Source organism: Prosthecobacter sp. (assembly GCF_046154365.1).
Lineage (GTDB): Bacteria > Verrucomicrobiota > Verrucomicrobiia > Verrucomicrobiales > Verrucomicrobiaceae > Prosthecobacter.
On sequence record NZ_JBJXFV010000172.1, the window covers coordinates 18633 to 31495 of the forward strand.

At 60.1% G+C, this 12863-nt stretch carries 12 protein-coding genes; 3 read left to right on the forward strand and 9 right to left on the reverse strand.

All coding sequences use genetic code 11. From position 1 onward, the window contains the following. Both ACKVY0_RS22280 and ACKVY0_RS22285 read right to left on the reverse strand, forming a co-directional pair. The gene (locus tag ACKVY0_RS22280; RefSeq protein ID WP_409217058.1) at positions 1-573 is read right to left on the reverse strand and encodes a c-type cytochrome domain-containing protein; all 573 of its coding nucleotides are present in this window, start codon (positions 571-573) and stop codon (positions 1-3) included. Positions 574-639: 66 nt separating this feature from the next. Further along, entirely contained in the window at positions 640-1446 is an 807-nt protein-coding gene (locus tag ACKVY0_RS22285; RefSeq protein WP_409217059.1) for a hypothetical protein, read from the reverse strand. A 215-nt stretch (positions 1447-1661) separates the two neighbouring features. Between ACKVY0_RS22285 and ACKVY0_RS22290 the strand changes: the two genes are divergently transcribed. Beyond that, on the forward strand, positions 1662-3452 hold the full coding sequence (locus ACKVY0_RS22290; RefSeq protein WP_409217060.1) for an NADPH-dependent assimilatory sulfite reductase hemoprotein subunit: 1791 nt from the start codon (positions 1662-1664) through the stop codon (positions 3450-3452). A gap of 159 nt (positions 3453-3611) precedes the next feature. On the opposite strand, the gene ACKVY0_RS22295 is transcribed toward ACKVY0_RS22290, so the two are convergent. Then, complete coding sequence (locus ACKVY0_RS22295) at positions 3612-3941, reverse strand: pyrimidine/purine nucleoside phosphorylase (RefSeq protein ID WP_409217061.1); 330 nt, start codon at positions 3939-3941, stop codon at positions 3612-3614. A gap of 94 nt (positions 3942-4035) precedes the next feature. On the opposite strand from ACKVY0_RS22295, the gene ACKVY0_RS22300 reads away from it, so the two are divergent. After that, complete coding sequence (locus ACKVY0_RS22300) at positions 4036-5325, forward strand: MFS transporter (RefSeq protein WP_409217062.1); 1290 nt, start codon at positions 4036-4038, stop codon at positions 5323-5325. Positions 5326-5354: 29 nt separating this feature from the next. On the opposite strand, the gene ACKVY0_RS22305 is transcribed toward ACKVY0_RS22300, so the two are convergent. The 6 genes from ACKVY0_RS22305 to ACKVY0_RS22330 all read right to left on the reverse strand — a co-directional run bounded on the left by ACKVY0_RS22305 (position 5355) and on the right by ACKVY0_RS22330 (position 11062). Then, positions 5355-7088, reverse strand: a complete 1734-nt coding sequence (locus tag ACKVY0_RS22305; RefSeq protein WP_409217063.1) for a tetratricopeptide repeat protein — start codon at positions 7086-7088, stop codon at positions 5355-5357. Positions 7089-7213: 125 nt separating this feature from the next. Beyond that, positions 7214-7318 (reverse strand): AURKAIP1/COX24 domain-containing protein, encoded by a 105-nt coding sequence (locus ACKVY0_RS22310; RefSeq protein ID WP_133796641.1) that lies wholly within the window; start codon positions 7316-7318, stop codon positions 7214-7216. A 29-nt stretch (positions 7319-7347) separates the two neighbouring features. After that, a complete protein-coding gene (gene hisG / locus ACKVY0_RS22315; RefSeq protein WP_409217064.1) occupies positions 7348-8232 on the reverse strand; it encodes an ATP phosphoribosyltransferase in 885 nt (294 codons plus the stop codon). 58 nt (positions 8233-8290) lie between these two features. Further along, positions 8291-9607, reverse strand: a complete 1317-nt coding sequence (locus tag ACKVY0_RS22320) for a sulfatase-like hydrolase/transferase (RefSeq protein WP_409217065.1) — start codon at positions 9605-9607, stop codon at positions 8291-8293. Positions 9608-9609: 2 nt separating this feature from the next. Next, positions 9610-10554: an MJ1477/TM1410 family putative glycoside hydrolase gene (locus tag ACKVY0_RS22325; protein ID WP_409217066.1), complete on the reverse strand. Its 945-nt coding sequence runs from the start codon at positions 10552-10554 to the stop codon at positions 9610-9612. A gap of 4 nt (positions 10555-10558) precedes the next feature. Then, a complete protein-coding gene (locus ACKVY0_RS22330) occupies positions 10559-11062 on the reverse strand; it encodes an ORF6N domain-containing protein (RefSeq protein WP_409217067.1) in 504 nt (167 codons plus the stop codon). A gap of 140 nt (positions 11063-11202) precedes the next feature. On the opposite strand from ACKVY0_RS22330, the gene metK reads away from it, so the two are divergent. Then, entirely contained in the window at positions 11203-12423 is a 1221-nt protein-coding gene (metK, locus tag ACKVY0_RS22335; protein ID WP_409217068.1) for a methionine adenosyltransferase, read from the forward strand. Positions 12424-12863 lie beyond the last annotated feature (440 nt).

A 12863-nucleotide genomic window follows, 5' to 3' on the forward strand; every position in this document is an offset into this window, starting at 1 on the left:
CTACTTCGTCGCTGTTTTTGCCTGCGCCTGGCTTTCAGGCGAGAGACGGGTGAGCGGCACGATGTGGGTGACGCCGGTGGCAGGCATTTTAAGCAGCACACCGTCGCCTTCGAGGCCCATGAACTGGGCTTCGATGACTTTGCCGTCGCTGCTGGTCCATTTCGTGAGCGCACCTGCGGCGGCGGGCATGGCAGCAGCCGGGGCAGCCGCCGGGGCGGCACCACCACCGGTGAGGCTGGCACCTTCGGTGATCCAGGCTTTGAGGAGGTCCAGTTCGGCGGCGGTGAGCTTGTTTTTGCCCTCAGGCGGCATCACGTCGGCGTCATCGTCGGGCAGGGTGCAATTGATGAACATCGTGCTCTTCATCGCCTCGCCAGGAATGATGTTTTTGCCGGGGCCGATCTGATTGGGAAGCTCGGCATCATCCAAGGCGAGCTTACCTTTGACCTTTTTGGTGACGCTGTGGCAGGCGTAGCATTTGTTGCGGAAGATCGGGGCGATCTGGGTTTTGAAATCGACGGCAGAGGCGGTGCCGACGGTGAGGAGGAGGGCAAGGAGGATGCGGTGGCTCATGGCTGGTGGTGTCAGGAAACGATTAAAAAGGCGTTTTGCCTAGCTTATTTTGCGATTTTGCGGTGCTCAACGTGATGCGGGGTCGAGGCTGCGAAGCTGCTGGAGGGTGGCCAAGATCGCATCCCGCAGGGATTGGAGCCGACTGATGCCTAGCACGGCACGACTGCCTGAAAGCGAATTGAGCAACGGACTGGCCTCGGGCCTGGAGGAATCCCACTCCGCGCTCTGCAAGGCCGCGGTGTTTTTTGCGGCCATAGCCTGGAATTCAGCGTTCAACCGGCTTCTCTGAGCGGCAAGCTGCTGGCGCAGGCCCTCAATGGCACTGTGGGTGGGAGATGATGCAGAAACGATGCTCTCCGTTTTTGCAGGTCGGGCTTGTTCTTGCCTTCGTTTGGCATCGATCAAGCGGGCTTCCGCGAGCAATTTTTCACGGGCCGTCAACTTGGCATTCCGAGGATCGTAGCAAGCCTCCCAGCGCAGGTCGTCTGAAGATGCTGCCAGGGCCACCTTGATAAATCCATCCTGATGCTGGATGGAAAGTTCGTCACCTTTAATGGCGGTGATTTCGGCATCACGCAGCACCTTGCCGCCATCGAGGTTCAAGACCGGGATTTTCTTTCTCAGCATGGCGTTCCGCCGCTGGGTGCGGAATTTGTCGAATTCGGTCTTCAGGGCCTCCAGTTCATCCTGCGTCTGCTGAAGCTGTTCCTGGCTTTTTTGCAGCTTCGCGTGGACCTCCATCAGCTGTAAAACGCGGGCTTGCTGGACACTCAATTCAACCTGGATCTGCCGAAACTGCTCATTGGCCTGGTCAAGCCGCAGTTGCAGTTGCTGATTCTCCTTCTGCAGAACCTCGTAATCGCTTTGCTTCACACAGCCAGACATAAGCATGGCGATTACCATTGCAGATAGCCTGACAATGGCCTGACACGCTGATGCTGCTGACGGAATCATTTGGCACCACTAGACATTTTAATGCCGAATTGTCACGCGCGCCTTGCCATGATTTACAGAACGCACGCCGCAGGCTCAAATGCTTGCATTCAAGGCATCCTGCCCGACACTGAAAGCCCCCAAAACCCATCCACATGAGCAAAGCCTCCGTCGAAGACATCAAACTCGCCTCCGCCGGCCTCCGCGGCCAGCTTGCCGAGCAATTCGCTGACACCAGCACCCCGAACATCCCGGAGGACTCGAACATCCTGCTCAAGCACCACGGCTCCTACCAGCAGGACGACCGCGACGTGCGTGCCGAGCGCACCAAGGCCAAGCTCGACAAGGCGTGGAGCTTTATGATCCGCAGCAAGATGCCCGGTGGCCGTATCAGCTCGGTGCAGTGGCTGATCCATGACGAATTGTGCTCCAAAGCGATGGGCAGCATGCGTTTGACCAATCGTCAGGGCATCCAGCTCCACGGCGTGCTCAAAGGCGGCCTGAAGGAAGTCATTCACAACGTCTGCCACAGCGGTCTCAGCACCATGGGCGCCTGCGGTGATGTCGTGCGCAACACGATGGGCCCTGCGGCTCCTCTCAAAGACGCCATCCACGCCGACACGCAGAAGCTCACCGAAGAAATCAGCCAGCGTTTCCTCTGGCGCAGCCAGGCCTATGCCGACATCTGGCTCGACGGCGAGAAAGTCGATCCCGACTGGATCAAAGACCCCGAGGTGAACCCTGCGGTGCGTGCGGCAACTCAGGCTGCTGAAGGTGAAGACCCGATCTACGGCAAGGTGTATCTGCCACGCAAATTCAAGATGGCCGTCGCCATCCAGCCCTGCAATGACGTCGATCTTTACTCGCAGGATGTCGGCTTCGTGCCGCACGTCGTGAATGGCGCGGTCGAAGGCTACACCATCACCGTTGGCGGTGGTTTTGGCATGAGCCACGGCCAGCTCAGCACGCGCCCGTTCCTGGCGCAGCCGTTGTTTTATGTGAAGCGTGCCAACGTCGTCGATGCCACCGAGGCCATCGTCACCACTCAGCGCGATCACGGCAACCGTACCGAGCGCAAAAACGCGCGCATGAAATACACCGTGCAGACCATGGGCATCGACGCCTTCCGCGCCGAGGTCCAGCGCCGCCTGCCGGGCATCGAAACTTTCCCCGCCAAGGAACTCCACTTTGACAGCGTCGAGGACAACCTCGGCTGGCATGAGCAAGGCGACGGCAAACTCTACTGCGGCGTTCACATCAGCATGGGCCGTGTCGCCGATGTTGAAGGCAAACCGCAGTACCGCAGTTGCTTCCGTGAGATCGCGCAGACGATCAACTGCCCGATCATTGTCACGCCCAACACCAATCTCATCCTTGCCGACATCGACCCAAGCGACAAAGCCAACGTCGATGCCATCCTCGCCAAGCATGGCGTCGTGCATAGCGATGGCATGACCCGTGCCCGCAAGGTCGCACACGCTTGCGTCGCCCTGCCCACCTGCGGTTTGGCGCTCAGTGAGTCCGAGCGCGTTCTCCCAGGCTTCATGGACAAGATCGACGCAACACTCCGCGAACTCGGTCTCGCCGACGAACCCATCCTCTTCCGCATGACCGGCTGTCCCAACGGCTGCGGCCGGCCCTACAACGCCGACTTCGGCTTCGTGGGCCGTTCGCCGAACAAGTATGCCATGTTCGTCGGCGGCAGTATCCGCGGCAACCGCCTTGCCGGCCTCGAATTCAAGACCGTCCTCGGCGAAGACGTGCCCGCCAAGGTGCGCACCTTCCTCGAAGCCTTCAAAGCCGAGCGCCAAGACGGCGAGATCTTCGCCGACTGGTTCGCGAGAACCCGTACCACCGGTGAAGCGCCCACGCCCGAGCAGTTCCACATCGAACTCGCCGAGCGTGCCGCGAAACTGGCGGGACAGAAGACCGAAGCAGCAGGCTGATCGCCTGCATTCGATTCGGAAGACACTGATTAACCACCGAGGCCACGGAGGATCACAGAGTTTCTCTTTGAGACCTCTGTGCCTCTCAGTGAACTCTGTGGTGGAGTCCGCTCCTTCTTCTGCTGACAGACCTCTTGATTTGTTCAGCCATTCCTTGGGTTAATCCAGGAACGAACAGATGTACTCGCAGATGCCGCCGCTGACAGCGATGTCGAAGCCGCTGTTCGCCGCGACATCGAAGAACTGGCCGCCCGTGTAGGTCGTTTTGGCCTCGCTGCCGTCCAGTTTCACCACGCACTCCCCTGCGACGATCTCCATGCGCTCCGCCTTGCCCGTGCCGAAGTGGAAATCACCGGGATAGATGAGGCCGAGCGTTTTCTTGCTGCCATCAGCAAACAAGATGCTGTGACTGACGACTTTGCCGTCGAAATAGACATTGGCCTTGGCGACGGCGGTGACTCCGGGGAATTCAGCAGGGATTGCGGACATAGGGCGCGAGGGATAGCTGATGATTTTGCGAACGGCAAGTGCAGAGGAACATTGACGCATCTCTTCAAATCGTGACAGCATGCGGTTAATTCTCATGGAATCCACTCTCCGACCCTCCCGCGCCCGTCAGGTGGTGCTCTTTTTTGCCGTCACCCTCGCGATCATCACCTACATCGACCGCGTGTGCATCTCGCAGGCCGCGCCGATGATGCAGGAGGAGCTGGGGCTGACGAAGACGCAGATGGGCTATGCCTTTGCGGCGTTTGGTTGGGCCTATGCGTTGTTTGAAATCCCCGGCGGCTGGCTGGGCGACCGCATCGGGCCGCGGAAAGTGCTGATGCGGGTGGTTTCCATGTGGTCCATTTTCACCATCGCCACCGGCTGGGCGTGGAACTTGGTTTCGCTGGTCGTTTCGCGGTTTCTGTTCGGTGTGGGAGAGGCGGGTTGCTTCCCGAATCTTACCAAGGCCTTCACGCTGTGGTTTCCGATGGCCGAGCGTGTCAAGGCGCAGGGCATTCTCTGGCTCAGCGCGCGCTGGGGCGGTGCATTCACGCCGTTGCTCGTCGGTTGGATGCTCGCGAGTGGTGCCGGAGGCAAGGTTGGCCTTGGACTGCATTACAAATGGGTGTTTTTGATCTTCGGACTGCTCGGCGTGGTGTGGGCGCTGTCGTTTTTCCGCTGGTTCCGCGATCATCCCAAGGATCATCCGTCGGTGAATACAGCCGAACTCGCGCACATCGGTGAAACAGCACCTCCTGGCGATCATGCCATGCCCTGGTCCCGGCTGGTCACCTCGCCCACGGTTTGGATGCTGTGGGGGCAGTACTTTTTCATGTCCTATGCTTGGTATTTTTACATCACCTGGTTCCCGACTTATCTGAAGGAGCAGTTCCCCACGCTCACGGACATGCAGCGCGCCCTGCTGGCCTGCGTACCGTTGTTCTTCGGCGGCATCGGTTGTATCACGGCCGGGATGCTCTCCGCGCGGCTGGACCGGATGTTTGGCAGCATCGCGCGAACGCGTCGCTGGCTTGGTGTGCTGGGCATGAGTGTCGCCGGAGTGATGCTGCTGATCTCAATGCAAATGGATGCACCACTTGCGTCTGTCATGGCCATCGGGCTCGCCGCCTTGTGCAATGACCTCGCCATGCCCGGTGCCTGGGGTGCCTGCATGGATGTGGGCGGACGTCATGCCGGTGCGCTTTCCGGCAGCATGAACATGATGGGCAACGCTGGTGGCGCGATCGCCCCCATGGTCGTGCCTCTGGTGCTCGCCGCCACGGACAACAACTGGGGCATGAACATCACCCTGTTCGCCGTGGCCTACTTCCTCGGCGCGGCGTGCTGGTTCTTCATCGACTCGGATGAACGGCTGGAGAATTGAATGATGCGGGCGCTCATGCCCGCATCACCTTATTTTTTCTCCGTGTCGGTCTTGCCGCCGCCTTTGAGCTTCTTCAGCGCCTCTTCGATGCGCTTGCGGGCTTTCAAATCCGGTGTGTTGAGGGCGTTGGCGCGTTCGAGGTAGTCGAGCGCTTTGGCTTTGTCGCCGAGCGCCTGATGCGTGAGGCCGATGTGTTCGAGGATTTCGGCGTCTTCGGGAGCGATGGGCTGCTTGAGCAGGGACTCGGCGCGCTGCAATTCTTTGAGCGCACCGGGGTAATCGGCCTTTTTGTAGCGGAACCAGCCGAGGCTGTCGATGTAGGCGGGCTGGTCGGGCAGCAACTCATTGGCCTTGGTGATGAATTCACCCGCCTTGTCGAGATGCAGGCCCTGCTCCAGCCACATGTAGCCGAGGAAGTTCAGCGTGTTCGCCGCCGCCTTCGCTTCTTCACGCGGGGTGAGCGTGATCGACTTCTCCAGCATGCGTGCGGCGGCTTCAAAACGGGCCATGCGCTCCAGCGTGACGCCGTATTGATAGTAGAACAGGTGGTCCAGCAGCTCCGTCTGCGTGGAGCCGACATGCTGCTCGGCCTCGGCAAAGTGCTTCACGGCAGACGCCCATTCCTCGCGCGCACGGTGCGCGATGGCGAGCTGGTAGTGGACGAGCGGATGATCGGGGAACAGCCGCACGCTGCGCTGGCCCACGCGTACCATGTCTTCATACTTCTGCGTCTGGTAGAGTTCCCAGCCAAGCTTCAGATAGTCGCTGATTTCACCGCCGCCGTTCTGAATGGCCACCTCAAGATGCGGGATGGCTTTTTCAGGCTGCTTGAGCTTGTCATACTCGCCGGCGAGCAGGCGCTGCTGCTCGGCGTCCTCAGGAGCCTGTTTGACGATCTGCTCCAGTGTGGCAAGGGCCTTGTCCTTCTGCTCGGCGGCGCCGTACAGGCGGTAGAGCAGCTTGCGCGCCTCCAGGCTGTTGTGTGCCGTCGCCAGCTTCTCGCAAAGCTGCCGGGCGCGTTCTGAATCGTTCGTCAGGAGGTACTGCTGAGCGACTTCGAGTGTGACCTGCTCCGCATCGGCCTTGGTGACATGCTTGAGGGCGTTTTCAAAGAATGGCGCGACACGCTGGCGGTATTCGACGCTGAATTCGGCCTGCCCCAGCGGCCAGACACGCTCAGCGGTGCGTCCGGCAGCCAGCCAGAACTGCGGATCGCGGCTGTCCTGCTTCGCCGCCTGCTCCATGACGGCGATGGCCTTGTCGCGCTGGTTTTGGATGAGATGAATCATCACCGCCGCCTCATAGACTTCCGCGTGCGCAGGAAATTTCTCCAGCGCCTCGGTCACCGCCTTGAGGGCGGTGTCGTCTTTCTCAAACAGATCCTCGGGCGGATAGGTGCTGGCGAAACGGGCCAAGTTCAGCAACGGGGCGGGTGACCGCGGACTGGCTTGAACCGCGTCTTCAAGAATCTTCACGGCAGCGGCACGTCCCTGGAACTGCATGGCGATTCCCGCTGTGTGCGCAGCGAGTTCCGCATTGCCCGGATCAGCTTTGAAGACGGCCAGGTAGTGCTCCAGCGCCTGACGCAGCTTGCCTGAAGTTTCAAACTGCAAGGCAGCGCTGTAATGCGCCAGCACGTCCGCGCTGACCACGCCGCCGGGCATGAGTTGCAAGTCCGATTTCTCCGCTGCTTTGACCCCTAGCGACAAGTCTGCCGGTGCGGCAGCTTGCGCCGAGATGGCGGCACTGAGAAGTGCCGCCATGCGGATCATCCGGCAGGGCTGAAACACCCTGCTCTTCGAGCGACTCCTGTGCATGACAATACTTCCAGCGTTTCGATGCCATCGATTCGCCCTGTGGAGGAAAGCCATGCCGGTGAGGCTAGCGGTTACGACTTGTAGCGCAAACGCTTCTTGTGACGGTTCGCACGCATGCGCTTCTTGCGCTTGTGCTTGTTGATCTTCGTTTTTCTCCGCTTTTTGAGCGATCCCATGTTCGTGTTCTCCTGTGTGTTGCTTTGATCTAGTGGACGACTTTGTTCAGTGGGTATTCCACAATTCCCTCGGCGCCCAGTGACTTCAGCCGCGGGATGATTACCCGCACGGTGGCTTCGTCAATGACCGTTTCCACCGCCACCCAGTCCTGGCTGGCAAGCTGTGAAATTGTGGGCGAGCGCTGCGAGGGCAGGCACGCGATCACCTCCTGCAACTGCTTGGCCGGCACGTTCATCTTGAGGCCGACCTTGTGGCGGGCCTCGAGCGCACCTTTGAGCAGCAGCACGAGCGTCTCCATCTTCTGCCGCTTCCATTCATCACGGGCGGCAGGTTTGCTGGAGACAAATTGGGGGTAGCTTTCCATCAGGGTGTCCACGATGCGCAGCTTGTTCGCGCGCAGGGAGGAACCGGTCTCGGTGATGTCCACAATGGCATCGACCATTTCCGGCACCTTCACTTCAGTGGCACCCCAGCTAAATTCGACCTCGGCCTGCACGTCGTGCTTGGCGAGGTATTTTTTCGTCATCTCGACCGCCTCGGTGGCGATGCGCTTGCCCTGCAGGTCTTTCACGCTGCGCACGGGCGAATCTTCCGGCACCACGAGCACCCAGCGGGTGGGCCAGGAGGTGGCTTTGCTGTAACGCAAGTCGGTGATGACTTCGACATCGGCCCCATTTTCCACGATCCAGTCGCGTCCGGTGATGCCGCAGTCCAGGAAGCCATGATCCACATAGCGCCCGATCTCCTGTGCGCGCAGCAGGCGCAGTTCCAGTTCATCGTCATCCACGGAAGGGCGGTAGGAACGGGAAGAAATGACGATGTTGAACCCTGCACGCTTGAACAATTCAAGCGTCGGCTCCTGTAGGCTGCCTTTGGGCAGTCCAAGGCGGAGGATGTTCTTCGGTTCTGACATGGTCGGGGAGAAAGGGGCGCGCATCCTAGCGGCATATTTTCGGCTGGCGAGGGGAATTTCATGGCATGGCTGCCCGCCACGCCAAAGCAGCTTTCCGCAGGCGCTCCACCGTCGCGAATTCGGTCTCAGCGAGGTTTTCCGACTCGTTCGGATCACGGGAGAGATGGTAAAGCTCGGTCTGTGTGCCGTCCGTGTTCACCAGCAGCTTCCAGTCGCCGTCACGAATCGCGACATTGGGTGATTTCGAGCCAGGCTCGTTCGGGTAGGGAAATCCGCCCTTCACCTTGCCAGCGGAGCCTGGTTTGCGGCCATACTCCCACAGCAGCGGCTTCTGGCGCATGATTTTCTCACCGCGAAACGCCGCGCTCATGTCCACGCCGTCGAAATCAGCCGCCGGTGCTTTGATTTGAGCCAAAGCGCAGAGCGTGGGCATGAAATCGACGCTGCTGACCAAGGTGACCTCATTCACGACGCCTGCGGGCACCACGCCGGGCCAGCGCACGATGAGCGGCGTGCGGATGCCGCCTTCATAGAGACTCCATTTCATGCCACGCAGGCCGCCGCTGCGTGCGCGGGCGAAGCTGGGCTCGGGGCCGTTGTCGCCGCAGAGGAGGATGAGTGTGTTCTTTGGCAAAGCGTTGATGAGACGACCGACCTGCGTGTCCATTGAGGTCAGCACGTCATGAAACTTCGCTTTCACCTCGCGCGCATCCTCGCCGTTTTGCGGCCGAAACGGCGTGTGCGTGTCATCGAGCCACAGATTCACGCAGCAGGGCTTGTCCGTGTGCTGCTGCATGAACTTCAGCGTCTCATCGACCATCCAGCGCGTGCGCTCATGTCGCGGCACCTGCTGCGGCTCCGTTTCCTTCGCCCATGGCATCGACTTCAAACCGAGCGCTGCGGCAGGCTCAGGGCTCTCATAAGTGCCGAGACCGAGATCGTAGCCATACGCGGCGAACTTCGGCGCCTCGGTGACATCACGCCCGCCGCCGAGATGCCATTTGCCGATGTGCGCCGTCGCGTAGCCAGCCTCCTTAAAGGCACGCGGCAACGAAGGCGCTTTTGGATCGAGAAAATCCGCCTGCTCGCACTCGCGATTGCCCGCCTTCGTTTGCAGATAGCTCGTGATCTTCCACCGCGCTGGAAACTGCCCCGTGATCACGCCACAACGCGATGGCGAACAAATCGGCGAGGCCACATAGAACTGCCGGAACTGCATTCCCTCCTGCGCCAGCCGGTCGATGTTCGGCGTCGGCACCTTGCCACCGAAGCAGGATGGATCACCCCAGCCGAAGTCATCGACGAAGATGAAGACGACATTCGGTGGTGCCGCGCTGGCATTGAGGCAGAGCCACAGAAGTAGCAGGCAGCGCATGATCATTTGGATTCGCCCAGTGTGGTCAGTTCACGATCCGTGAGCAAGAGCGTGAAGCCATGCTTCGCCGCCAGATCAAAAGCGCCAGCGTGAATCGTTTCCGATTTCGGATAGTCGATGACGAGCACGGGCTTGCCGCTGGGTTTGAGCTTTTCGAGGAAGCTGATGACGTAGCGCGATTGCTTTTCGCTGCGCAGCTTCTTCCCGGCGATGAACAAGTCCTCGACACCGATAGCACTGATGAGTTCGCAGTAATCAGCGTGCTCCAGCAGTTGCGAAGCGTTCTGCGGGATGACGAGAAAGCCTGGACGTTTGTCACGCGCACGTTTTGCAATGGCCGCGACCCACGCGATCATGTCGCGGCGATAGGTTTGACCGGTGGCGGGATTGGGGCGGTCGTCGAGCCAGTCCTTCGTCGCTTCATCGTATTCGTAGAACTCAAAGGCATCGACGATGTCGAGGTAGATGCCGTCGAAGCCCTGCGCCACGACCTTGTCCACGGCGGGGAGCATGAGCTGCTGCCATTCTGGCTGCCAGTAGCGCACGCGGTAGTTGCCCTTCCAGTCGGGGTTCTCGGTGTGGAGGAATTTGGGCGCGGCGGCATCGGGCTTGCCGTCTTGGTCGGCGTCCCAGTTTTTTTGCCAATAGGAGCGATAGTCTTCGGCCTCGCCAATGGACACATAGGCGACCATGCGGCGGCCGCTTTTGCCACGGCGGATGGTTTCGATCTCCGCAGGTGTCCAGTCGCCATCAGCGTCAAAGGCGACATCGAGCACCACGAGGTCGCGATCACAGGCGGCGAGCTTTTGCACCGCTGTTTCGCGATTTGCGGCCAGACGATCCGCTTGAAGCACATAGGCGAAGGATTTGGGCGCGAAAACGGGCTGCTCTGCCGCCACGGCCAACGGACCGGCCAGCAAGATGAAGGAGGCGAAAAATCGTTTCATACGGTCATGGCTGGAAGCCGATCTTGCGTTTGGGCGGTGCGGGTGGTGGGGCCAGCAGGGGTTGCAGTTGCTGCCAGATCAGGTTCAGCGCCTGATCATGTTTCAGCAACGTGTGATCAATCTCCGCCAAACGTTGCAGCACCTTGGCACCGATGGCCAGTTGCTCCCGCATCTGGATGAACGCCCGCACCACAAAGACGCTCATCGCCACCGCTTCCGGGCTGTTCAGCACGGTCGCGGCCATGATCGCTCCGTGCTCCGTGAATGCCATCGGCGGCTGTGCTGAGTATTTGAGCCGTGAGAGGTGGTCGCAATTTGCGACCACCTCGAGTTTCTCCGCCCCTGTGAGCCGAAAGGCGAAATCCTCCGGGAACCGGTCGGCATTGCGTTTGACCTGCTCATTGAGGCGCTTCGTCGGTACGCCGTAGAGTGCGGCCAGATCACTGTCGAGGATCACACGCTCGCCGCGCAGGATAAGAATGAGTTGATGGATCGCAGGGGCTTTCATGGGTGGCGCATCCTGCTGCTGTCCGGCGGACCCGCCACCCGAAATCCACATTGACGCCTCCGCTTTGGGGCATACTCTCCAGCTCTCCGAGACGCATCATCAAATCATGATTCGTCCATATAACCCAAACGACCACCCACATGTCCCGTTCTTACATCTTCTCGTCTGAGTCCGTCGGCGAAGGCCATCCTGACAAAGTTGCCGACACCATTTCCGACGCCATCCTCGACGCCTGCCTCAAGATCGACCTCAAGAGCCGCGTCGCTTGCGAAACCTTCGTGAAGAGCAACGTCGTCGTCGTCGGTGGTGAGATCACCATTCCGAAACTCCAGAACAAGAAGCTCGGAACGACCAAGCCTATTGATGAAGTGATCAACGTCGGCCAGGTCATCCGTGACGCCGTCCGTGGCATCGGTTACACGAATGTGGACGACGTCTTCCACGCCGACCAGATCTTCATCAACAACTACCTCACCATCCAGAGCCCCGACATCGCCCAAGGCGTCGATGCTGCTGAAGCCGAAGGCAAAAAGCACGGCGAACAAGGCGCTGGCGACCAAGGCATCATGTTTGGTTATGCTTGCGATGAAACGCCTGAACTCATGCCTGCGCCGATCATGTTCGCCCACCGCCTTGGCCGTGAGCTGACCCGCATCCGCAAAGCTGGCAAGCTCGCCAAGTGGCTGCGCCCGGATGCGAAGTCCCAGGTCTCCGTCGAATACGTCGATGGCCGCCCGACACGCATCGTGAACGTCGTCATCTCCACTCAGCACTCCGCAGACGTGAGCCACGCCGAGATCGAAAAATTCTGCATCGAGCAGGTCATCAAGAAGGTGCTGCCGAAGAACATGCTCACCAAGGACACCGAGTATCTCATCAACCCGACCGGCAAATTCGTCGTCGGTGGCCCACAGGGCGACAGCGGCCTCACCGGACGTAAGATCATCGTCGATAGCTACGGCGGCATGGGCCGTCACGGTGGTGGTGCCTTCTCCGGCAAAGACCCGTCCAAAGTGGACCGCAGCGCCGCCTACATGGGCCGCTGGGTCGCCAAGAACGTCGTCGCCTCCGGCCTGGCCTCGAAGTGCGAAGTGCAGTTTGCCTACGCCATCGGTCACCCGCTGCCTGTGAGCGTCCACATCGACACCTTCGGCACCGGCACCATCGACGACGGCAAAATCCTCGACGCCGTCTTGAAGGTCTTCTCCTTCAAACCTGCCGACATCGTCAAGCAGCTCAACCTGCTCCGCCCGATCTACAGCAAGACCACCAACTACGGTCACTTCGGCAAGATCGACGATCCAGACATCACCTGGGAAATCACCAACAAGGCCGAGGCGCTCAAGAAAGCCGCGAAGTAAAGTTGCCCAGTTGCGCCGCAACTGGTCCCGATCACATCACCAAGCCGCGCAGGGAAACCTGCGCGGCTTTTTCGTGTTCACCTGACGGCTCACGGTTTGAAGCTCCGCCGGGTCTTCATGGATTCTTGTTTTGAAAATCTTCGCCATTTTAGGCGCAAAGTTTTGGATCGTGAAGGTGGCGGCCTGGGCGCTCACAGCGACCAAGGATGCCCCTCAGCCGTAACGATGCAGTCAAAGGCAGTGGACGAAGACAGACTCGAACACCCGCAGGTGAAGGCTCGCGGCAGCGTCCTGGAGTGCGCCAGTCCTCTGGCGCTTTCGAGCGTCCCCGGGCCTGCGACACGCTCCAGCGGGCTGGCGCCCGCCAGGACGCTGCCGCGCTCAGCGCAAACCCAACTGCATGGTTACGGCTGAGATCAGGCGGCCGGTAAACCAGCTTT